The organism is Faecalibacterium sp. I3-3-89 (genome assembly GCF_023347275.1).
GTDB lineage: Bacteria > Bacillota > Clostridia > Oscillospirales > Ruminococcaceae > Faecalibacterium > Faecalibacterium butyricigenerans.
The window spans coordinates 2,313,243-2,334,658 of the sequence record NZ_CP094468.1; the positions used below are offsets into that span (position 1 = coordinate 2,313,243).

19 protein-coding genes are annotated in these 21,416 nt (G+C 63.0%); 16 read left to right on the top strand and 3 right to left on the bottom strand.

Going from position 1 to position 21,416, the window contains the following annotated elements:
- Window positions 1-162 precede the first annotated feature (162 nt).
- From MTP38_RS11220 to MTP38_RS11295, 16 genes are all read left to right on the top strand, one after another.
- Window positions 163-2,136, top strand: a complete 1,974-nt coding sequence (locus MTP38_RS11220; RefSeq protein ID WP_249233602.1) for a DUF4118 domain-containing protein — start codon at window positions 163-165, stop codon at window positions 2,134-2,136.
- On the top strand, window positions 2,129-2,839 hold the full coding sequence (locus tag MTP38_RS11225; protein WP_249233603.1) for a response regulator: 711 nt from the start codon (window positions 2,129-2,131) through the stop codon (window positions 2,837-2,839). The genes MTP38_RS11220 and MTP38_RS11225 overlap by 8 nt, the downstream gene beginning before the upstream one ends.
- A gap of 315 nt (window positions 2,840-3,154) precedes the next feature.
- Window positions 3,155-3,919, top strand: a complete 765-nt coding sequence (locus MTP38_RS11230) for a formate dehydrogenase accessory sulfurtransferase FdhD (RefSeq protein WP_249233604.1) — start codon at window positions 3,155-3,157, stop codon at window positions 3,917-3,919.
- A gap of 142 nt (window positions 3,920-4,061) precedes the next feature.
- Complete coding sequence (locus MTP38_RS11235) at window positions 4,062-4,976, top strand: FMN-binding protein (RefSeq protein WP_249233605.1); 915 nt, start codon at window positions 4,062-4,064, stop codon at window positions 4,974-4,976.
- Window positions 4,977-4,998: 22 nt separating this feature from the next.
- Window positions 4,999-5,643, top strand: a complete 645-nt coding sequence (locus MTP38_RS11240) for a ferredoxin-like protein (RefSeq protein ID WP_249233606.1) — start codon at window positions 4,999-5,001, stop codon at window positions 5,641-5,643.
- A gap of 15 nt (window positions 5,644-5,658) precedes the next feature.
- Window positions 5,659-7,824, top strand: coding sequence for an aldehyde ferredoxin oxidoreductase N-terminal domain-containing protein (locus MTP38_RS11245; RefSeq protein ID WP_249233607.1), 2,166 nt, complete (start codon window positions 5,659-5,661; stop codon window positions 7,822-7,824).
- A gap of 24 nt (window positions 7,825-7,848) precedes the next feature.
- On the top strand, window positions 7,849-8,766 hold the full coding sequence (locus MTP38_RS11250; RefSeq protein WP_249233608.1) for a hypothetical protein: 918 nt from the start codon (window positions 7,849-7,851) through the stop codon (window positions 8,764-8,766).
- Between the two features lie 478 nt (window positions 8,767-9,244).
- The gene (locus MTP38_RS11255; RefSeq protein WP_249233609.1) at window positions 9,245-10,483 is read left to right on the top strand and encodes a molybdopterin molybdotransferase MoeA; all 1,239 of its coding nucleotides are present in this window, start codon (window positions 9,245-9,247) and stop codon (window positions 10,481-10,483) included.
- Window positions 10,473-10,991, top strand: a complete 519-nt coding sequence (gene mobB / locus MTP38_RS11260) for a molybdopterin-guanine dinucleotide biosynthesis protein B (protein WP_249233610.1) — start codon at window positions 10,473-10,475, stop codon at window positions 10,989-10,991. The genes MTP38_RS11255 and mobB overlap by 11 nt, the downstream gene beginning before the upstream one ends.
- Before the next feature lie 14 nt (window positions 10,992-11,005).
- Window positions 11,006-12,025: a molybdopterin-binding protein gene (locus MTP38_RS11265; protein ID WP_249233611.1), complete on the top strand. Its 1,020-nt coding sequence runs from the start codon at window positions 11,006-11,008 to the stop codon at window positions 12,023-12,025.
- A 165-nt stretch (window positions 12,026-12,190) separates the two neighbouring features.
- Window positions 12,191-12,694 (top strand): cyclic pyranopterin monophosphate synthase MoaC, encoded by a 504-nt coding sequence (gene moaC, locus MTP38_RS11270; RefSeq protein ID WP_249233612.1) that lies wholly within the window; start codon window positions 12,191-12,193, stop codon window positions 12,692-12,694.
- Entirely contained in the window at window positions 12,687-13,664 is a 978-nt protein-coding gene (moaA, locus tag MTP38_RS11275) for a GTP 3',8-cyclase MoaA (RefSeq protein WP_249233613.1), read from the top strand. Before moaC ends, moaA begins: the two co-directional genes overlap by 8 nt.
- 6 nt (window positions 13,665-13,670) lie before the next feature.
- Window positions 13,671-14,603 (top strand): MOSC domain-containing protein, encoded by a 933-nt coding sequence (locus MTP38_RS11280; RefSeq protein ID WP_249233614.1) that lies wholly within the window; start codon window positions 13,671-13,673, stop codon window positions 14,601-14,603.
- Window positions 14,604-14,615: 12 nt separating this feature from the next.
- A complete protein-coding gene (modA, locus tag MTP38_RS11285; RefSeq protein ID WP_249233615.1) occupies window positions 14,616-15,506 on the top strand; it encodes a molybdate ABC transporter substrate-binding protein in 891 nt (296 codons plus the stop codon).
- Window positions 15,507-15,667: 161 nt separating this feature from the next.
- Complete coding sequence (modB, locus tag MTP38_RS11290) at window positions 15,668-16,339, top strand: molybdate ABC transporter permease subunit (protein WP_249233616.1); 672 nt, start codon at window positions 15,668-15,670, stop codon at window positions 16,337-16,339.
- Complete coding sequence (locus MTP38_RS11295; RefSeq protein WP_249233617.1) at window positions 16,336-17,391, top strand: sulfate/molybdate ABC transporter ATP-binding protein; 1,056 nt, start codon at window positions 16,336-16,338, stop codon at window positions 17,389-17,391. The genes modB and MTP38_RS11295 overlap by 4 nt, the downstream gene beginning before the upstream one ends.
- 56 nt (window positions 17,392-17,447) lie before the next feature.
- Here the strand turns inward: MTP38_RS11295 and MTP38_RS11300 are convergent, their stop codons facing one another.
- From MTP38_RS11300 to MTP38_RS11310, 3 genes are all read right to left on the bottom strand, one after another.
- Entirely contained in the window at window positions 17,448-19,889 is a 2,442-nt protein-coding gene (locus MTP38_RS11300) for a homocysteine S-methyltransferase family protein (RefSeq protein ID WP_256466378.1), read from the bottom strand.
- Window positions 19,876-20,565, bottom strand: coding sequence for a methionine synthase (locus MTP38_RS11305; RefSeq protein ID WP_227621214.1), 690 nt, complete (start codon window positions 20,563-20,565; stop codon window positions 19,876-19,878). The genes MTP38_RS11300 and MTP38_RS11305 overlap by 14 nt, the downstream gene beginning before the upstream one ends.
- A gap of 149 nt (window positions 20,566-20,714) precedes the next feature.
- Window positions 20,715-21,314 carry an ECF transporter S component gene (locus MTP38_RS11310; RefSeq protein ID WP_249233618.1) on the bottom strand — a complete coding sequence of 200 codons (600 nt, stop codon included), beginning with the start codon at window positions 21,312-21,314 and terminating at the stop codon, window positions 20,715-20,717.
- Window positions 21,315-21,416 lie beyond the last annotated feature (102 nt).

Here is a 21,416-nt window from a genome sequence, read left to right on the forward strand (position 1 = left end):
GTTTTGTTGTTGATGGTTCTTGGAGTCATGTTGAGTGGCTTTTGGGCAGCAGATGCGATGGATCACATGCGGAAGGAGATCATTCGACAAGAAGGAAAAAGACGTGGCTGGTGGTCGTGACCATCAAATTGTGCTATACTGTGGGCAAGGCAGGTGATCTTTATGAATCAGAACGACCCACCCACTGAACATATTCTGGCGTGTCTGTCGTCCTCTCCCTCCAATGCAAAGATCGTGCGGACGGCAGCAACGATGGCAAAGGCGTTTGGAGGGACTTTTACAGCTCTGTATGTCCGGACGCCTGACTCGGATCAGATGGGAAAAGAAGACTGTCGGCGTTTGCAGCAGCACATTCGTATGGCAGAGCAGGCAGGTGCCGACATTTCTACGATCTACGGGGATGACATTCCGCAGCAGATCGCAGAGTTTGCCCGCATCTCCGGCATTACAAAAATCGTACTGGGGCGCTCCAGCGTACATCGCCGCCATTTCTGGAGTGGACCGTCACTGACTGAAAAATTGACGCTGACTGCGCCTAATCTGGATATTTACATCATCCCGGATGCTTCTGCAGAGAACGGCTACGGTTCAGGACGGAAGCTGTTCACCCGTCCGCTTCTGCCGTCTGTCCGCGATTTACTGATCACCGCAGGCATTTTGAGCTGCATCACACTCATCGGTTTCTTTTTCTTACAACTGGACTTTGCACGCTATAATATTATCATGCTCTATATGCTGGGGGTGCTGTTCACCGCATGGTTTACCAGCGGCTACACCTGCGGTGTGCTGGGGTCCGTTGCCAGTGTAGCATTGTACAATTTCTTCATGACCGAGCCATACCTGACATTCCATGCGTATGATCCCGGTTATCAGGTTACATTTGCCCTGATGCTGACCTCTGCAATCATTACCTGTACCCTGACAACGCGGCTGAAGGATCATGCAAAAATGTCTGCGCAGGCAGCGTTCCGTACAAAAATACTGTTTGATACAAATCAGCTTTTACAGAGAGCAAAAAGCGAGGAAGAAATCCTCTCTCAGACAGCGTCCCAGTTGATGAAGCTGCTGAACCGGAGTCTGATCGTTTACCCGGAACAAAACGGAGATCTTGGGTCAGAACAGGTTTTTGAGATTGATGGGGAAGTGCCGTGTAACATCTTTTCTGCACCGGAAGAACGTGATGCAGCAAACTGGACGTTTGCCAACAAAAAGCGTTCCGGCGCAGGCACGGAGAGCTACCCGGATGCAAAGGGGCTTTATCTTGCGCTTCGGACCGGAGGCGGCGTGTTTGGAGTGATCGGGATCGATCTGTCCGAAAAACCGCTGGATGCCTTTGAAAACAGTGTGCTGCTTTCCATTCTGGGTGAAGGTGCGCTGGCCATCGAAAACCGCAGAAATGCGCTGGAAAAAGAGCAAGCTGCATTGCAGGCAAGGAATGAAGAGCTGCGGGCAAACCTGCTGCGCACGATCTCCCATGACCTGCGCACCCCGCTGACCTCCATTTCCGGCAATGCCAGCAATCTGCTTTCCAACGGAGAAACGCTGGATACAGAGACCCGGAACAAGATCTGCACCGATATTTTTGACGATGCGCAGTGGCTGATCGGTCTGGTGGAAAATCTGCTTTCCATCACCCGCATTGAAGATGGGCGGATGAATCTGCAGATCTCGCCGCAGCTGATGGACGAAATAATCGAAGAAGCACTGCACCATGTCAACCGGAAAAGCTGCGAACACACCATCACAACACAGTATGGGGACGAGATCCTCCTGGTCAATGTGGATGCACGGCTGATCATGCAGGTCGTTGTCAATCTGGTGGATAACGCCATCAAATACACCCCCGTGGGCTCGATCATTCAGATTTCGGCTTACCGGAAAGACCATCAGGTCGTAGTGGACGTTGCAGATAACGGTCCCGGCATTCCGGATCGCGCAAAAGCACAGGTGTTTGAGATGTTTTATACCGGGCAGAGCCGCATCGCAGACAGTCACCGCAGCCTTGGATTGGGTTTGCCCCTCTGCCGAGCGATCCTGACTGCTCACGGCGGAACATTGACCCTGCGTGACAACATTCCCAATGGCAGTGTCTTTTCCTTTGCACTGCCGCAAAGTGAGGTGAATATTCATGAATAAGCCGACCATTCTGGTCGTAGAGGATGATGTTCCTGTACGGTGTCTGATCACAACGACCCTGAAGACCCACGGCTATAAATATCTGACTGCTTCCAATGGGGAAACGGCGATCATGATGGCTACCAGCCACAACCCGGACATCATGCTGCTGGATCTTGGGCTGCCCGATATAGACGGCATCGAGGTCATCCGCAGCGTCCGCACATGGTCGAACCTGCCCATCATCGTCCTGAGTGCCCGGAGCGAAGATTCTGATAAGATCGAGGCACTGGACAACGGCGCAGACGATTATCTGACAAAGCCGTTTTCCGTGGATGAGCTGCTGGCAAGACTGCGTGTAACGCAGCGCCGATTGAATCTGCTGGCTTCTGACGGCATAAATAGTCCGGTTTTTGTCAATGGTCCTTTGAAGATCGACTTCTCGGCAGGCTGCGTCTGGCTGAGCGAGAATGAATTGCATTTGACCCCCATCGAGTACAAGCTGCTGTGTGTGCTGGCGCATAATGTGGGCAAAGTGCTGACGCATACCTCCCTCACGCAGAAAGTATGGGGCAGTACGCAGGAAAATGACATTGCTTCCTTGCGAGTTTACATGGCATCCCTGCGCAAAAAATTGGAACGATACCCGGATGCGCCGCATCTGATCCAGACCCATGTTGGTGTCGGATACCGGATGCTGCGCGCAGAAAACGATGAAGCATAGTAAAAAAACAGGGTGCGCCCTGAATGGACGCACCCTGCCAAAAGCCACAGACGATAGCGATATGTACAACAGGGCGTTCCCCGTCGGGAACGCTCTGTTTCTCTTTGCTGGGGGTATGATGATCCTGCGCACGCACCGTTTCGTTGCATCGCTCTCTTCCTATGGCGACCCCGCTTTCTCTGATTTGAAACTCCTTCTTGCAATCTCTTTCCAGTTATGGTATATACATCATACGAAAATCAGTCCATGAAAGAACGTGTCATCGTTCCATGATGTATAAAAGAAAGCCCCCGCCCGGAGAAAGGATATATCCCCATGCAGATCAACGACCGCTTCGGCGCAGCCGCCGCTTTTGAGACCGTATCCCTGCCGGACGGCACCGAAGCCGCCGTACCGACAGAACACGCAGCAGCCCTCTATGTCAATGAGCAGCCCGCATTCCGGGTGGTGTGCACACCGGAGCTGCTGCCGCAGCTGGCGCTGGGGCGGCTGCTGACGGAGGGGTGGATCACATCCGCCGGGGAAGTGGAGCAGATTGCCGTCTGTGCCGAGGGGCTGAAGATCAGCGTCCATCTCACCCACCCGCTGACGGCGCGGAGCGCAGCGGCGCAGGAGGTGTCCAGCTGCTGCACCGACAACATCACGCTGGGCAGCCCCGTGGAGCTGCAACCCCTGCGCGGCGCGCCCCAGCTGGACCTGCCGCCGGAATGGGTGGACGCCCTCGCCGCCGCCATGAGCGCGGGCCTGCCCCTCTATCAGGCCACCCACGCAGTCCACAGCTGCTTCGTGCTGCACCGGGGCCATATCTTCTGCGCCTGCGAGGACATCGGGCGGCACAATGCGCTGGACAAGGCCGTGGGCAGCGTGATGCTGGCCGGCGTCCCGCTGCACGAATGCGTCCTCTACACCAGCGGCCGCGTGCCGGTGGACATGGTGCGCAAGGCCATCCGGGCAGGCGTCCCGGCACTGGTGAGCAAGACCATGCCCACCGTGCAGTCGCTGGAGCTGGCGCAGGAATATGGCTTACAGCTGCTCTGCGGCCGGAAACATCCGCTAACATCGTCGAAAAGTGTGGGGTGACCCCGGTTCGCGTTGACTTACTTTTCGTCCATGTGATAATATATTAACGAAGAGACCGCTCCGCTTGTTGCAGCAGGCTGAGCGGTCATTTTCGTGTCCGGGAAACTTTTCCCGCACAACCAAAAAACAGGCAGGTGATAACATGAAGCAGGCAACCAACCCGTTTGCGCCCGTCCCGCTGTGGCGCAGACGGCTGCCGGGCTACGCGGCCATGGGCGCTGCGACGATCGCCATGGCGGTCGGCCTCATCGCAATGCAGAACGCACGCACCACGGTCGCAAGCACCCTGCTGCCGGTGTCGGAGGCGGATGCAGCCACCTACGGCATCAGCGCAGTGTATCAGCTCGACGACGACAGCTATCGCGTGGAGGGCGTGCAGAAGGGCTTCCAGAGCGATGTGCAGGCTGCCGTGACCATCGACGCCGAGGGCAATGTCTCCGCTGTGGAGATCCTCTCGCAGGCGGAGACGGACAGCCTCGGCGGCCAGTGTGTCGCTCCGGAGTTCACGTCCCAGTACCAGGGCGCGGCTCCCTTTACGCTGGCAGGCAAGAGCTACACCGTGACCGACCCGGCCACCGGCGCAGCCTATGCAGCAGCCGGTGCATCCGATGCGTCCGCTGCGGCACAGGATTTCGACCCCGCACAGTGGAACGTGTCCGACACCTCTCCCGAGGCGGAGGCCACCCGCAGGATGTATGCGGCCGGGCTGACCCTCTCGGCCCTGAACGGACAGCCTCTGGACGACGAGCTGCCGCCCCCGCTGGATTCCAGCGCCGAGGCCGTGGCACGCCGGAAGCTGTACGCTGCGGGCCTGAGCAAGAGCGCACAGGACGGCGAGGCGCAGGCTCTGCCCTACGCGGACTGGTCGGCTGAAAAGCAGTCGGCCTACCGTCTTGCCGAGGCCGGGCTGACCGCCGGGCCGTCCGACAGCGACGCTGTCAGCGCAGACCTCACCGAGGTGGACGCCCTTTCCGGTGCGACCATCACCTCGGCGGCAGTGACCACCGTGGTCAACGATTCGTATTTCTATGTAACTGAGGTGCTCCGCGCAGAGTGACCTCAACGGAGGAATGGAACCTATGGCAAAAACTGATTTTCTGACGGCTGATATGACCCGCCGCCAGTTCATGAAGATCTCGGGCAAGAGCCTTGCAGGGCTTACCCTCTCCGCATCCATGCTGTCCCTCTTCGGCTGCTCGCAGAAGCAGGTGGACAGCGGCGCAGTGGCCACTTGGGCGCTGCCGCAGGGTCTGCTGGTGGTCAACGCCGACCTGTGCACCGGCTGCCAGCGCTGCGAGATCAACTGCACCCTGACCAACGACGGCGTGTGCTCCTCTTACATCAGCCGCGTCAAGATCCAGCGCCGCCTGAATCTGGATGGTGCCGGCAACGGCCTGCTGTCCGGCAACGACAACTGCTGGGTCTACTTCCCGGACACCTGCCGCCAGTGCGAAGACCCCGCCTGCGGCAACGCCTGCCCCCAAAAGGCCATTACGACCAACGAGCAGGGCATCCGCGTGGTGGACACCGACAAGTGCATCGGCTGCGGGGCCTGCCACGACGCCTGCCCTTGGCATATGCCCACCGTCAACCCCGAGACCGGCAAGTCGTCCAAGTGCATCGCCTGCGGTGCCTGCGTGGCAGGCTGCCCGTCCGGCGCTCTGTCCATCGTGGACTGGGACGCCGTCACCAGCGCAGCACAGGCTGCCTACATGGACCTGTAAGGAGGAGGAACAACAATGGCTGAAAGTTATGGCTGGGCAGGCAAGATCCTGCGCGTTGACCTGACCACCGGTGCGATCACCACCGAGGACGACGCAAAATACCATAAATATATCGGCGGCATGGGCATGGCCTACCGCATCATGTATGAGGAAGCTCCCATGGACCTCGACCCCTATGATGAGAAGGCACTGGTCATCTTCGGCGTCGGCCCCCTGACCGGTGCAGGCGTGCCCTGCTCCGGCCGGATGAACGTCACCTTCCGCTCCACCTGGTCCAAGGGCAGCTCCATCATCGACGCCCACATGGGCGGCCACATCGGCCCCATGCTGAAGTATGCGGGCTGGGACGGCATCGTCATCACCGGCATCTCCGCAAAGCCCGTCTACCTGCGCATCGAGGACGACGAGGTCTCCCTCGAGGACGCTTCTGACATCTGGGGCAAGGGTACGTTCGCGTCCAACAAGTGGATGGTGGAGCAGAACGGCCGTGAGTTCGAGACCGCTTCCATCGGCCCTGCCGGTGAGAATCTGGTGGACTACTCCACCCTGAACACCAGCTTTGGCAACTCCGGCGGCGCCGGTCTGGGCGCTGCCATGGGCAACAAGAAGCTGAAGGGCCTAGCCATCCGCGGCACCGGCAGCGTCAAGGTCGCCGACCCCAAAAAGGTGCTGGAGCTGTCCAACTACATGATGGGCAACCTCATCGGCGGCAACAACAACCACAACGTCCCCGCACAGCCCCAGAGCTGGGCCGAGTACAGCGCCACCTCCGGCAAGAACCGCTGGTCCGGCGCACCGGGCCGTATGTGGAAAAAGGCTCCCGGCGGCCCCGTGGATACCGGCGAGCAGCCCTACAACGACATCAACAAGATCGCGCTGCGCTGCTTCAAGGGTTACTTCGACTTCGGCGCACCGGCTGCGGAGTACACCGTCAAGAACGGCGGCTGCTCCTCCTGCCCCATCCGCTGCTACACCGAGTATGATGTGGACCCGCTGGCCGATTACGACCTGCCCACCCACAACTCCAACACCTGTATGCCCGTGCTGTACGGCACCCGCGTCTACCCGGACGGCGTCCACGACTTCAAGTACGAGGGCGACGGCACCATGGTCATCAATCTGGCATGGTCCCACGCCGTCGATGACATGGGCCTGTGGGACAACTACGGCAACCTGAACCGCGACCTGCTGTGGATCCTGCGGATGCCCCGCGAGGAGGCCACCCAGTACATCAGCGAGGAAGAGTACGACTCCCTGCCTTGGGCATGGGAAAAGGCCGGTGACCCCCGCTGGGAGGTGGAGCTGATCCGCCGCATGGCCTATGGCGAGGGCGACCTGTCCGTCATCGCAAAGGGTACGCTGGCCATGATGGAAAAGTTCGGCCTGCCCAAGAGCTGGCTGGACCGCAACGACGGCGCTACCAACTCCAACCTGATCTACAACGGCTTCCCCAACCACCACGGCCCCGCAGAGGCATGGCAGGTTGGCATGCTGTACAATCTGGTGTATAATAGAGACTGCATGATCCACGAGATCGTCTGCGAGACCGGCTCCGGCGCACCCTACGAGGTGACCAAAAAGGTCATGGAGGACTTCTTCGGCGAGGGCTGCTACGACAAGGCCAAGGCCTACACCCCCATCAACGAAAACAAGGCAAAGCTGGCCGCCTACTGCGTCAACGATAAGAACTTCCACGACTCTGCTACCCTCTGCAACTGGATGTGGCCCATGACCCAGTCTCCCTCCAAGGAGCGGGCCTACCACGGCGATCTGGACCTGCAGGCAGATTTCATGACCGCCGTCACCGGCGAGACCTACACCCAGGCCGGTCTGCAGGAAGCAGGCGAGCGCATCACCCAGATGCTGCGCGCCATGACCGCCATCAGCTTCCAGAAGAACTGCGGCAGCGCAAACCTCCGTCAGGAGCACGACGCCATCTGCGACTGGGTCTTCGACAAGGAGCCGGACTTCAAGGCATTTGAGCCGGGCACCACCAAGCTGGACCGCGCCGACATGGAGAAGGCCAAGGATATGTTCTACGACATCTTCGGCTGGGACAAGACCACCGGCGTGCCCACCCGCGAGACGCTGGAGAAGTTCGACCTCGGCGACATGGCCGACGATCTGGAAGCACGCGGCATCTACGACCAGACTCCCGCTGAGGAGACTGCAGCCCAGTAATTCACAGAAACGAGAGGAATTATCATGCTGTTTGGCAGACGCAAACCCGGTTATACCACCACGGTGGACGCCGCCTCCGACCCCGAGCAGGTCATCCTCGACCTGCAGAAGGCAGAGATGGCCGCCAAGAAGAAGCCGAAGGCCGAGGTCTTTGACATCGACGCGGCCAGCGAGACGGCCCGCCGCCTGAAGGAGACGGGCAGTATGTTCGACGGCAGCGCTGCAAAGCTCGGCGAGGACGTCATCGCCGCAGTGGAGCGGGAGACGGACGCGCTGGCCGCAAAGCAGGCCGAGGCACAGCCCGCGCCCGCCCAGACGAGCACCCCGGACGATGCCGAAAAGCCGCAGCTGCTGGATTTTCTGGCCGCTGCGCCGGAGGCGGAGGGCGACCCCTACGCCGACCAGCCCACCGTCACCGCACCGGAACTGCCTGAGCTGACCCCGGCGCAGGAGCTGGCGGGCTACATCCGGTCCCGCTCGGCGGCGGCTCTGGTCACGCCCCACGCGCTGCTGGTCAGCGAGGTGGAGAACGCCGATGAACTTCTGGCCCAGATGCCGGCTGACCCCCAGTGCGCAGACATCGTCTCCCGCACCGGCGCGAAGGACACCTACTACTATTCCAGCGCCAACATGAGCGACAACTACGCGATGATCGCCCAACTCATCGAGGACAGGGACCTCTGCGTCATGGTGGCCGAGATGGTGCGGTTCAACGCCCGCGTCTACCCCAGCGCCACCCCGCTGCGCTACTTCCGCCGCTCGCCCTACGACCTGACGCAGGAGGCCATCGAGCAGACGTGGCAGGCCATGCAGGGCAGGCCGGAGTACGCCGACATCGAGGAGCTGACCAACAACCAGAATGAGCGGTTCCTCTTCTCCACCAAGCACCTCACCCGCCGCTATGCGAAAGCCATCAGCGACGTGGACGAGTGGACGGACTGAGCCGTCCATCACAACTGAACAGGATAAGAGCTTCTTTGAGCAAAGGTGTCTAAACCGTCCGGCAATCGAAGCCGTTTCCATAAGCAGCGCACACTGCTTACGAAAACAGCTTCTGACACCGCGCCGCAATGCTAAGGGCTGTATCAGCCGGCATTCAAGGGTGGCGGGGGAAACCCCGCCGCCTTCCCGCAGAAGAAACGCTGCAATTTGAAAAAAAGAACTCCTCCCATCCACACAGGGGCTTTCCAGGCCGCACTGTCACTGCAAGGACAGGCGCTGCCCGGGGAGTGCCATCGGCAAAGACAGCCTGCAAGCTGTCTTCCGGCCGGAACGTGTGGAGCTTCTGCGGAGGCGTTTTGATTTTCGGTCAAGACGTCTCCGCTTCTTTTTTACCTGCCTTTTTGATAAAGAGAACACCCCGCCGCTGCCCGCCTGAGCCATAGCAGGCCGCGCCGCTGCGGGTTTTTGGAGGAAGTTTATGAAACAGCCTTTCTGTGCGCCCTCTGAGGCGCTGCGCCGCGTGCTGGATGCAGCTGCGGCCCTGCCAAGACCGGCGGTGGAGACCCTGCCGCTGGACGATGCGGTCGGCCGCATCGCCGCCGAACCCCTGTCGGCCCGGATGGACCAGCCGCCCTTTGACCGCAGCCCCCTCGACGGCTATGCCCTGCACAGCGCCGACACCGCCGGGGCCAGCCGCGAAGCTCCCGTCACCCTGCCGGTGGTCATGAAGCTCTACGCCGGAGATGCCCCCGTCTCTCCCCTGCCCGCAGGCTGTGCAGCCCGCATCATGACCGGCGCGCCCCTGCCCGAGGGCGCGGACTGCGTCCTGATGCAGGAGCTGACCGACGGCGGCGAGGACGCCGTCCAGCTCTATGCCGCCCTGAAGCCGGAGGAGAATGTGGTGTTCCGGGGCGGGGACATCGCCGCCGGGACTGTCATCGCCGGGGCGGGCACCGTCCTCACCCCGGCCCACCTCGGGGTGCTGGCCGGGCAGGGCTATGCCGCTGTGCCGGTCTGCAAAGCGCTCACCGTGGGCGTTCTGGCCACTGGCAGCGAGCTTCTGGCCCCGGGCGAAGCTTGGACGCCCGGCAAAATTTACGACGCCAACGGCATCCAGAACGCCGCCCGGCTGCGGCAGCTGGGCTTCGGCGTCCGGCGGCGGCACTGCTCGGACGACCCGGAGGAGATCACAGGCCAGATGAAGGAGCTGCTGGCGGAATGTGACGCCGTCATCACCAGCGGCGGCATCTCGGTGGGGCAGAAGGACTATCTGCCCGCTGTGCTGGAAGCGCTGGATGCAGACCTCCTCTTCGCAGGCGTGGCTCAGAAGCCCGGCAGCCCCATGCTGGCCGGAACAGTCGGCGGCAAGCTGGTGTTCTGCCTGTCCGGCAACCCCTTCGCCGCCGCTGCGACGCTGGAACAATACGCCATCCCGGCCCTGCTGCGGGCGGCGGGACGCTGCGAGGAGGGCTGTCTCCTCCTCCGCACCACCTGCACCCTGACCACCGGCTTTTCCAAGCCCAGCAAGGTCGCCCGCTACCTGCGGGCCAAGGCCATGGGCGGCAGTGTGACCATCCCCGGCGAGGGCAGTGCCGAGGCCCATTCGTCCGGCAGCCTGTCGGCCATGATGGGCTGCAACTGTCTGGTGAAGCTGCCTGCGGGCAGCGGCCCGGTGGCCCCGGGCGAAGAAGTGGAGGTGCTTTTCTTTGTACAGTGAACCGAAACAGATCCTTGCCGAGCAGCTGGAGCTGAAGCGCCCGGCGGTGCTGGCCGTCAGCGGCCTGCATAACAGCGGCAAGACGACTCTTCTCGAAAAGCTCCTGCCTGCCCTGCGCAGCCGGGGGCTGAAAGTGGGCGTCATCAAGCACGACGGCCACGATTTCACCCCCGATGTGCCCGGCACCGACAGCTACCGTCTGCGGGAGGCCGGGGCCGAGGGCGTGGCCGTCTACTCCGGCCAGCGCTACCTGCTGACCGAGGCCTTTCGCCTGACGGAACAGGACCTTCTGGCCCTGTTCGAGCGCCACGGCTACGACCTCGTCCTCTTGGAGGGCTTCAAGGACAGCGGCTGGCCGAAGATCGAGGTCGTGCGCCGGGAGATCTCGGACACGCCGGTGTCCTTCCAGCCGCTGGCTGTCGTGGGCGACATCCCGGATGCCGATTTCGGCCTCGAAGAAACGCAGGCGCTGGCCGACTGGCTCGTGGCCCAGATGCCGACGCTGTAAGGAGGAAAACCACAATGAAACTCATCCGCACCGAAGACGCGGCAGGGCAGGTGCTCTGCCACGATATTACCCAGATCATTCCCGGCGAGTTCAAGGGTGCCCGCTTCCGCAAGGGCCATGTCATCCAGCCCGAGGACATCCCCGTGCTGCTCTCCATCGGCAAAGAGAATCTCTACGTCTGGGAGAAGAAGCCCGGCATCCTCCACGAGGACGAGGCTGCCGCCCTGCTGTATAAAGCTGCCGCGGGCAAAAACATCCACGGCACCGAGCCGAAGGAGGGCAAGATCGAGCTCATCGCCGACTGCGACGGCCTTCTCAAGATCAACCGCGACGCCCTGCTGGCCGTCAACCGCACGCCCCAGATGATGATTGCCACCATCCACGGCGACCTGCCCGTGAAAAAGGGCCAGAAGCTGGCCGGCACCCGCATCATCCCTCTGGTCATCGAGCAGGAAAAGATGGACGCCATGCAGGCAGCGGCCGGCAGCACGCCCATCCTGAACGTGCTGCCCATGCAGCCCAAGAAGTTCGCTGTCATCACCACCGGCAGCGAGGTGTTCAAGGGCCGCATCGAGGACAAGTTCACCCCCATTCTGGTGGGCAAGCTGGCGGAGTACGGCTGCGAGATGGTCTTCCACAAGGTCTGCGACGACGACCCGGCGGGCATCACTGCCGCCATTCTGGAAGCGAGGGACGCAGGCTGTGAGCTTATTTTCACCACCGGCGGCATGAGCGTGGACCCCGACGACCGCACCCCGCTGGCCATCCGGAACACCGGCGCGGACATCGTCACCTACGGCGCACCGGTGCTTCCGGGGGCGATGTTCCTCGTGAGCTATCTGGGCAGCGTGCCGGTCTGCGGCCTGCCCGGCTGCGTCATGTACGCCAAGCGCACCATCTTTGACCTGCTGCTGCCCCGCCTGCTGGCTGATGACCCCATCACCGCCGAGGACATCGCCCGTCTGGGCGAGGGCGGCCTGTGTCTGGGCTGCGCCGAGTGCCACTGGCCCAACTGTGGGTTTGGGCATTGCTGAAACAAATCAAACCTCTCCGTCATCGCTGACGCGATGCCACCTCTCCTATCGAGGAGAGGCCTTGGCATTCCGGAAAGCTTTCTCTCTTCGCCAGAGGCTCCCCTACAAGGGGAGCTGGCGGGCGTAAGCCCGACTGAGAGGTTGTACGAAGGATAGCGTAAAAATATGAGTACAACTGAAACCAATCTGACCCATTTCGATGCCTCCGGCAACGCCGTGATGGTGGACGTGAGCGAAAAGGCCGTCACCTTCCGGGAGGCTGTGGCCCACGGCATCATCACCATGAACGCGGAGGCCTTTGCCGCTGTGGAGAGCGGCACCGTCAAGAAGGGCGATGTGCTGGGCGTCGCCCGCATCGCCGGCATCATGGCCACCAAGCGCACCAGCGAGCTGATCCCCCTCTGTCATCCGCTGCCCCTGACCAAGGTGAGCGTGGATTTCAGGCTCCTGCCTCAACGGCGGGCTGTGGAAGCCCTCTGCACCGTCAAGACCGCCGGTGTCACCGGCGTGGAGATGGAGGCTCTGACCGGCGTTTCCACGGCCCTGCTGACCATCTACGATATGTGCAAGGCCGTGGACAAGGGGATGGAGCTGGGGGAGATCCATCTGGTGGAAAAGACCGGCGGCAAGAGCGGCCACTATGTCCGGGCGGAGGGCGGCTATGTTTGATTCTTCCAGCCGCAATATCCACTATCTCCGCCTCTCCGTCACCGACCTGTGCAACCTGCGCTGCCGCTACTGTATGCCGGACGGCGTGGAGAAGCTGGAACGGGAGGCCGTGCTGACCTACGAAGAGTTCCTCCGCCTCGCGGCTCTCTTTGCCCAGTGCGGCATCGATACCGTCCGGGTCACTGGCGGCGAGCCGCTGGTGCGCAAAGACGTGGACCAGCTGGTGGCGGGGCTGAAAGCCATCCCCGGCATCCACAAAGTCACCCTGACCACCAACGGCATCCTGCTGGCCCGGCAGCTGCCCGCCCTTCTGAACGCCGGGCTGGACAGCGTGAACATCAGCCTCGACACCCTCCGCCCGGAGGTGTTCCAGCGCATCACGGCCCGGGACGGGTTCTCCCATGTGATGGAGGGCCTCCGCGCCGCGCTGGACAGCGGCATCTCCGTCAAGCTGAACTGCGTGCCGCAGGCGGGCGTCAACGAGGGCGAGCTGGAAGACCTTGCCGCCCTCGCCGAGGCGCACCCATTGCAGGTGCGCTTTATCGAGATGATGCCCATCGGCTACGGCGCGGCCATGCCCTGCATCTCCGGGCCTGCGCTGCGGGAGCGGTTTGCCCGCCGCTGGCCGGAGTTCTCCCCTCTGCCTGCGGCACAGAGCGCAGTTCTCGGCGACGGCCCGGCAGTCTACTACACCGTCCCCGGCTGGGAGGGGGACGTGGGCTTCATCGCCGCCGTCCACGGCAAGTTCTGCGCTTCCTGCAACCGGGTGCGGCTGACGAGCCAAGGCTTCCTGCGCCCCTGCCTCGCCAGCGAGGCGGGCTGCGACCTGCGGGAGCTTCTGCGCAGCGGTGCAACCGACGCCGCACTTTCACAGGCCATCCGGCAGACCATCTGGGCAAAGCCCCGGGAACATCATTTCGGAGACAATTCCATGCCCGCGACCCGCGGCATGTATCGCATCGGAGGATAACGATCTATGGGAAAACTTCTGGCAATCTGCACCAGCCCCAAGCGCGGCACCGTCAAAACTGAGGTGCCCAGCGCTGTTCTGACCCCGGAGTGGGGCATCATCAGCGACGCCCACGGCGGCAGCTGGCACCGTCAGGTAAGCCTTTTGAGCGCCGAGAAGATCGAGGCGTTCCGCAAGAAGATCTGGGTGGACTACGGCGCCTTTGGCGAAAATCTGGTCATCGAGGGCTTCGACTTCCGCAATCTGCCCGTCACCAGCCGGTTTGCCATCGGCAGCGTCGTGCTGGAGATGACCCAGATCGGCAAGGAGTGCCACAACGACTGCGTCATCAAGCAGCAGACCGGCGAGTGCATCATGCCCCGGGAGGGCGTGTTCGCCCGGGTGCTGGAGGGCGGCGAGATCCATGTGGGCGACGAAGTGACCCTTCTGCCCCCGGCAGCCGACCCGCCCCTGCGGGCCGCCGTCATCACCCTGTCCGACAAGGGCAGCCGGGGCGAGCGGGAGGACAAGAGCGGCCCCCTCATCGTGGAGATGCTCACCGCCGCAGGCTATGTGGTGGAGGAGACCATGATCCTGCCCGACGAGACCAAGGCCCTGAAAGCCCAGCTCATCCGGCTGGCCGACGGCCGTCAGGTGAACCTCATCCTGACCACCGGCGGCACCGGCTTCTCCCCCCGGGACATCACCCCGGAGGCCACCTATGCTGTGGCCGACCGCAGCGCCCCCGGCATCGCCGAAGCCATGCGGTACCACAGCCTGTCCATCACCCCCCGCGGGATGCTGAGCCGCGCCGCCAGCGTATTGCGCGGCAAGACGCTCATCGTCAACCTGCCCGGCAGCCCCAAGGCCGTCAAGGAGAACCTCGAGTACATCCTGCCCAGCCTTGAGCACGGCGTCCGCATCGCCGCCGGGCTGGACGGCGAGTGTGCCCGGAAGTAAAAGGAGAAATTCATGAAAACCAACCTCATCTCCCGCCGTAACTTTCTTGCTGTGGCCGGCGCTGTCGGCGCTGCTGCTGCCCTGACCGCCTGCGGCGGCGCTGCGTCCGGCACCGCTTCCTCCGCAGCCGCTTCTTCTGAGGCTGCGTCCTCCGAGGCTTCCGGCGAATCCGTCGAGCTGATCGTCTTCGCCGCCGCCTCCCTGACCGAGACCCTGAACGCCATCGCCGAAACGTACTCTGCCCAGAACCCGGGCGTGACCTTCCGCTTCAACTTCGATTCCTCCGGCACACTGAAGACCCAGATCCAAGAGGGTGCTGACTGCGACCTGTTCCTCTCCGCCGGCCAGAAGCAGATGAACCAGCTGGACATCACCGCCTCTGCCGACGTGAACCCCGACGGTCTGGACTTCGTGGACTCCGCCACCCGCGTGGACCTGCTGGAAAACAAGGTCGTCCTCTGCGTGCCCGAGGGCAGCGACAAGGGCATCGACAGCTTCGACGCTCTGGCCGAGCACCTGAAGGCGGAGGACATCCTGTTCTGCATGGGCAACAGCGACGTGCCCGTGGGCCAGTACACCCAGAAGATCCTCTCTTACTACAGCCTCGACGAGGCTGCTCTGGCCGCTGCCGGTGTCATCACCTACGGCTCGAACGTCAAGGAAGTCACCACCCAGATCAGCGAGGGCAGCGTGGACGCCGGTGTCGTCTACTGCACCGACGCATACAGCGCCGGTCTGGCCCCCGTGGACGAGGCCACCGCCGAGATGTGCGGTCAGGTCATCTACCCCGCCGCCGTCCTCAAGGCTGCTCCCCACCCCGACGCTGCCGTGGCCTTCCTCGCCTACCTGCGCACCGATGCCGCCGCTCAGGTCTTCGAGAGCGTGGGATTTGCGGCGGTGTAAATTATGAGCATCCTTGCCCTCTCAGGCCGCTTCGCGTCCAGCTCTCCCAAAGGGAGAGCCTTAAAGCGTGGCGGGAAAGCAAAGCCTCTCCCCTTGGGAGAGGTGGCATTGCGCAAGCAATGACGGAGAGGGCAAGCCTGCTTATATTTGAGGACAAACTTATGGACTGGTATCCCTTATGGAACAGCCTGCGCATCGCGCTCATCAGCTGCGCGGCGGTGTTCTTCCTCGGCATTTTTGCCGCTTACTATATCGCAAAACTGCCCCGCACCGTCAAGGGCGTGCTGGACGTGATCCTCACCCTGCCGATGGTGCTGCCACCTACCGTGGTGGGCTATTTTCTTCTGCTGCTCTTCGGTGCAAAGCGTCCTCTGGGCCTCTTCTTTCTGGAGCATTTCGGCGTCAAGCTGGTCATGAACTGGTACAGCGCCATCTTCGCCTCCATCGTGGTGGCCTTCCCGCTGATGTACCGCACGGCCCGGGGTGCCTTCGAGAGCTTCGATGAGACGCTGGCCTGGTCGGCCCAGACGCTGGGACAGTCCAACACATGGATCTTCTGGCGGGTGCGGATGCCCTGCTGTCGGCAGGGCATCCTTGCCGGTACGGTGCTGGCCTTTGCCCGGGCGCTGGGCGAGTACGGCGCTACCAGCATGATCGCGGGCTACACCCCCGGCAGGACGGCTACCATTGCCACTACCGTCTACCAGCTCTGGCGCACCAACGACGAGCTGGGGGCCATGCGGTGGGTGCTGGTGGACATCGTCATCTCGGCGGTGGTGCTGCTGGCCGTCAATCTGCTGGAAAAGAAGCAGAAAGCAGGTGGACGCCCATGAGTCTGGAAGTGCACATCGAGAAAAAGCTGAACGGCTTTACCCTCCGCTCTGACTTCACCGCCGGGAACACTGCCACGGCCATTCTGGGCGCCTCCGGCTGCGGCAAGAGCATGACCCTGCGCTGCATCGCGGGCATCGTGAAGCCCGACAAGGGCCGCATCCTGCTGGATGGGCGGGTGCTGTTCGACAGCGAGCAGCACATCGACCTGCCGCCCCAGCAGCGGGGCGTGGGCCTGCTGTTCCAAAACTACGCCCTCTTCCCGAACATGACCGTGGAGCAGAACATCCTCTGCGGCCTGAACGCAGAAAAAGACAGAGCCGCCCGCAAAGGCCGCTGCGCCGAAATGCTGCGGGCCATGCGGCTGGAAGAGCTGGCAGGCCGCCGCCCCGCCGAGCTTTCCGGCGGGCAGCAGCAGCGCACCGCGCTGGCCCGCATCCTCGTGGGCCGGCCCCGCCTCCTGATGCTGGACGAACCGTTCAGCGCACTGGACAGCTACCTCCGGGAGGAGGTAGAGGGCGAGGTGGGGAGCCTGCTGGCAGGCTTTGAGGGCACGGCCCTCCTCGTCACCCACAACCGGGACGAGGCCTACCGCCTGTGCCGGGACATGATCGTCATGGACAGCGGGCGGGTGCTCCGCACCGGCACGACCAAGGCCGTCTTCGCCGACCCCCGCAGTACCGCCGCCGCCCGGCTCACCGGCTGCAAAAACATCCTGCCCTGCGCCCGGGTGGACGCCCACACCGTCCGTCTAACAGGCTGCGAGTGCCTGCTGCATCTGGCCGCTGAGGTCCCGGAGGGCTGCACTGCCGTGGGCATCCGCGCCCACGATCTCGCACCCTGTGCCGCCGAAGCCCTCAACGCCCTGCCGGTAGAGCTGCTCTCCGCCAGCGAGAACCCCTTCGACTGGAACCTCATCTTCCGGCTGCCGGGCGGCTCCCGCCTGTGGTGGAAGGTCTCCAAAACGACCCTGTCGGTGGCCGAGCCTGCCGCCCCGGCCTGCCTCGCCGCACTGCCCGGGAGCATCATGCCTCTGACGGACGTACGTGCGTAGTTCGAACAAAAACAGAAATGAGCCGGTGCAGAATGCACCGGCTCATTTCTGTTTTCTTATGATTCTCCGAAGAATTTCTTGGCAATATCGGCGCTCTGCTTGGCGTCCTTGGCGTACCAGTCCGCGCCGATCTTCTCAGCGTACTCCGGCGTCAGAACAGCGCCGCCCACCATGACCTTGCAGTCGAGCTTGGCCGCACGGAGGGCCGCGATGGTCTCCTCCATGCTCTTGAGGGTGGTGGTCATCAGGGCCGAGAGGCCCACGAGATGGACATCCTTCTCCCGGACGGTATCCACCACCGTCTCCACCGGCACATCACGGCCAAGGTCGATGACCTCAAAGCCGTAGTTCTCGAGGATGACCCGGACGATGTTTTTGCCGATGTCGTGGACATCGCCCTTGACGGTGGCGAGGACGATGCGGCCCTTGCTGGCTCCGGCCCCACCCCGCTTGGCGATGGCGGTCTTGATCTCCTCAAAGGCGGCCTGCGCGGCGCTGGCGGCCTGCAGCAGCTGGGGCAGGAAGAGCTTGCCCTTCTCGTACTTCTCGCCCACCACGTCCAGCGCCGGGATGAGGGCCTCGTCCACCAGCGTCAGCGGCTCGGTGGTGTCCAGCAGAGTGTGGGTACGGGCAGCGGCCTCGCCCTTGAGGCCCTTTTCCACCGCCTGCATGAGGGCGGCAAAGGGGCCGCTGTGAGCCGCATCCGCCTCTGCCGGTGCGTCTGCTGTCTGGGACGCCTGCGCCGTTCTGGCCTGTGCCAGCGCGGTGCTGGCGGGGACTTTATCGGCATAGCGGGCAATGTAGGCCGTGCTCTGCCTGTCCCGGTTGGTCAGGACGTTGTAAGCGTAGACCGCCGCCATCATCTCCTCGCTGGAGGGGTTCATGATGGCGAGGTCGAGGCCCGCATACATGGCCATGGTCAGAAAGGCGGTGTTGAGGTAGGGGCGGCAGGGCAGACCGAAGCTGATGTTGGACACGCCGAGGATGGTGCGGACGCCCAGCTCCTTCTTGCAGCGGGCCAGCGCCTCCACGGTGGCCAGAACGTCCTCCTGCTGGGCGCTGGCGGTGAGGGTGAGGCAGTCGATGTAGATGTCCTCCCGGGGGATGCCATGAGCCAGCGCGGCATCCACGATCCGCTTTGCGATCGCAAAGCGGGCGTCGGCGCTGGGCTGGATGCCACGCTCATCAATGGCGAGGCCCACTACGGCTGCGCCGTACTTTTTGCAGAGGGGCAGGACTCGCTCCAACACCTCCGTCTCGCCGTTCACCGAGTTGACGATGGGCTTGCCGTTATAGACCCGCAGGCCCCGCTCGAGGGCGTCGGCGTGAGAGGAATCCAGCTGCAAAGGCAGGCTCACCACGCTCTGCAGGGCCTTGACCACCTGCTCCATGACGGCAGGCTCGTCCACACCGGGAGCGCCCACATTGACGTCCAGCACCTGTGCGCCGGCCTCGGACTGGCTGACGGCCTGCTCGAGGATGTAGTTCATATCTCCCTCGCGGAGGGCCTGCTGGAACCGCTTTTTGCCGGTGGGGTTGATGCGCTCTCCCACCACGGTGATGCCGTCCACCGTGACGAAATCCATCGGCGAGCAGAGCACCGAGGGCATGGCGTGGGCAGCCCGGCCCGGCCTGCAGTCGGCGAAAACGCCGTTCAGCAGCCGGATGAAATCGGGGGTGGTGCCGCAGCAGCCGCCCGCCGCGAAGAGCTTCAGCTCCCGGTAGGGCTTCATCTCCATGGCAAAGAGCTGGGGGGTGATGTCGTAGCCGCTGCCGTCGGCCCGGGGCAGGCCCGCGTTGGGCTTGACGAAGACCGGGAAATCGCCGGGCAGGGCCTCGGCCAGACGCTTCGCCATCGGGAAGATCTCCTTCGGGCCGAGGGAGCAGTTGATGCCCACGGCATCTGCGCCGAGGCCCCGGGCCGTGACGGCGAAGCTCTCGACGGTGCAGCCGGTAAAGGTGCGCCCGCCTGCCTCAAAGCTCATGCTGGCGAGGATGGGCAGCGTGCAGTTCTCTTTCGCGGCCAGCAGGGCGGCCTTCAGCTCGTAGAGGTCGGTAAAGGTCTCGAAGAAGACAAGGTCGGCCCCGGCAGTCGCACCGGCCCGGACGATGCGGCCATACTCGGCCACGGCATCCTCAAAAGCCAGCGTGCCGTTGGGCTCCAGCAGCTCGCCCAGCGGGCCGACGTCCAGCGCCGCCAGCGCGCCGTAGGGGGCGCAGGCCCGCTTGCAGTTGGCGATGCCCGCCGCAATGATCTCTTCCAGCGTGTACTCGCTGCCCGCCAGCTTGTGGGCCGACGCGCCGAAGGTGTTGGCGTTGATGATTCGGCTTCCGGCGGCGGCGTAGCGGCTGTGGATGCTCTCGATGAGCTGCGGGTCGGTGATGTTCAGCTCCTCGGGCCGTGCGCCCAGCTTCAGGCCCGCTGCCTGCAGCATGGTGCCCATACCGCCGTCCAGAAGGATGGTGTTGGGCTGGGTAAACAGTTCATTCGCTTGCACAGGTCTTGCCCCTCTTTCTGTATTCGCACCGCGTGTTCAGCACACAGTGGCCGCACCCGGCGAGATGTCCCTTCACCGGGTGGTCGCTCAGCCCCAGCAGAGCGGTCACGCTCTTGCGGGGCGTCATAAGGTCGTTTTCGGTCACGCAAAGCCCGACTCGGCGGGCGGTATCCAGCGCCGCCGCCACCAGCGGCTGCACCCCGATGGGCCAGTCGCCATAGCCCGGCGAGAAGCGGCCCGTGAGATACCTGTCCTGCCCTGCGGCCCACTGCCGCAGCTCGGCCTCGGCGGCGTCTGCGGCCTGTTCGGCCAGCGCCGAGCCGAGGGCATCCGAGGCCACACCGGCAGCAATATCCCCTACTCCGGCGCGGCGGATCTGGCTGTCTGCGCCCGGGCCGAGGGTCACGGCCAGAAGCAGGGCCTCCCGGCACCCCTCAAGGTGGCGGAAGATGTCCTCCCCCTTCAGGATGCCGACCTGCGCAAGGCTCTCCACATCGGCCTCAAGCCAGACGGCCCGGGGGGTGGCGGCGGCGAGAAGGGGTGCAGCGCACCGTTCCAGAAGAGCGAGGGTGGCGCTGTCGGCCTCGCCCCGCGCGCCGAAATATCGCGCGGCCTGCCGGATGTCGATGGACTCCGGCTTTGTTAGATGCAAGGGTCTGCTTGGCCCGATGGGCATTTTTGCTGCCTCCTTCTTTTGACTGAAGTAGAATAAGTATACCGCACTGGTAGGCTAAAATCAACAGAAAAGCCCCTCTCTCAGCATTTTTGCCGGGAGAGGGGCCTGTAAACTTTATATCAGCGGACGTCCCTGACCGACACCGCCTGTTACTTCAGGAACTTGCGAACGGCACGGGCGACGATGCCGCCCAGAATGCCGGACACGAGGAACTCGGCCACGCCCTGCACGCCGACCAGCAGGACGACGAACATCAGGGGGTTGGCTGCACCCTTGACCGACACGAGGTTCTGGACGTAATCGCAGCTGTAGAAGGCCAGCACGATGTAGCCCATGAAGAACAGGGTGTTGAGGGCCGGGGCGCACATGGCGCTGATCAGGTAGCTCCAGGTACCGGGCTTGTCGAGGCCCTTGATGGCGTTGAAGATGAGGCCGACGCACACGCCCATCAGCACACGCATACCCACGCAGAGGATGAAGGTGTTGACGGGGCTGACCTGAAACAGCGCGCCGGTCATGGCAGAGGCGCCGGTGACAGCGTCATAGAAGCTCACCGCACCGAACACGCCGCCGAGGATGGCACCTGCTGCGGGACCCATGGTGATGGCCCCCACAGCGATCGGCAGGGTCAAAAAGCTCATGTAAAGCGGGCCTACGGGCACACTGCCGAGGCCGATGGCCTTCATGACCAGCTCAATGGCGACCAGCAGTGCCAGCCGGGTGAGGGTGCGAAGATCGTTGTTTTTCATAATTCAGTTTTCCTCCTTGCTGCCGTTCCGCCTTAACTATCGGATACGGCGCAAACCTGCCCGTGAATCACACGGGGTCTTTTGTTGAATCGAATCTAAAAT

What these genes read in the sequence shown, in the direction of transcription:
- MTP38_RS11220 (WP_249233602.1), top strand. Translation starts at nt 163, where the DNA reads ATGAATCAGAACGACCCACCCACTGAACATATTCTGGCGTGTCTGTCG.
- MTP38_RS11225 (WP_249233603.1), top strand. Translation starts at nt 2,129, where the DNA reads ATGAATAAGCCGACCATTCTGGTCGTAGAGGATGATGTTCCTGTACGG.
- MTP38_RS11230 (WP_249233604.1), top strand. Translation starts at nt 3,155, where the DNA reads ATGCAGATCAACGACCGCTTCGGCGCAGCCGCCGCTTTTGAGACCGTA.
- MTP38_RS11235 (WP_249233605.1), top strand. Translation starts at nt 4,062, where the DNA reads ATGAAGCAGGCAACCAACCCGTTTGCGCCCGTCCCGCTGTGGCGCAGA.
- MTP38_RS11240 (WP_249233606.1), top strand. Translation starts at nt 4,999, where the DNA reads ATGGCAAAAACTGATTTTCTGACGGCTGATATGACCCGCCGCCAGTTC.
- MTP38_RS11245 (WP_249233607.1), top strand. Translation starts at nt 5,659, where the DNA reads ATGGCTGAAAGTTATGGCTGGGCAGGCAAGATCCTGCGCGTTGACCTG.
- MTP38_RS11250 (WP_249233608.1), top strand. Translation starts at nt 7,849, where the DNA reads ATGCTGTTTGGCAGACGCAAACCCGGTTATACCACCACGGTGGACGCC.
- MTP38_RS11255 (WP_249233609.1), top strand. Translation starts at nt 9,245, where the DNA reads ATGAAACAGCCTTTCTGTGCGCCCTCTGAGGCGCTGCGCCGCGTGCTG.
- MTP38_RS11265 (WP_249233611.1), top strand. Translation starts at nt 11,006, where the DNA reads ATGAAACTCATCCGCACCGAAGACGCGGCAGGGCAGGTGCTCTGCCAC.
- moaC (WP_249233612.1), top strand. Translation starts at nt 12,191, where the DNA reads ATGAGTACAACTGAAACCAATCTGACCCATTTCGATGCCTCCGGCAAC.
- moaA (WP_249233613.1), top strand. Translation starts at nt 12,687, where the DNA reads ATGTTTGATTCTTCCAGCCGCAATATCCACTATCTCCGCCTCTCCGTC.
- MTP38_RS11280 (WP_249233614.1), top strand. Translation starts at nt 13,671, where the DNA reads ATGGGAAAACTTCTGGCAATCTGCACCAGCCCCAAGCGCGGCACCGTC.
- modA (WP_249233615.1), top strand. Translation starts at nt 14,616, where the DNA reads ATGAAAACCAACCTCATCTCCCGCCGTAACTTTCTTGCTGTGGCCGGC.
- modB (WP_249233616.1), top strand. Translation starts at nt 15,668, where the DNA reads ATGGACTGGTATCCCTTATGGAACAGCCTGCGCATCGCGCTCATCAGC.
- MTP38_RS11295 (WP_249233617.1), top strand. Translation starts at nt 16,336, where the DNA reads ATGAGTCTGGAAGTGCACATCGAGAAAAAGCTGAACGGCTTTACCCTC.
- MTP38_RS11305 (WP_227621214.1), bottom strand. Translation starts at nt 20,565, where the DNA reads ATGCCCATCGGGCCAAGCAGACCCTTGCATCTAACAAAGCCGGAGTCC.
- MTP38_RS11310 (WP_249233618.1), bottom strand. Translation starts at nt 21,314, where the DNA reads ATGAAAAACAACGATCTTCGCACCCTCACCCGGCTGGCACTGCTGGTC.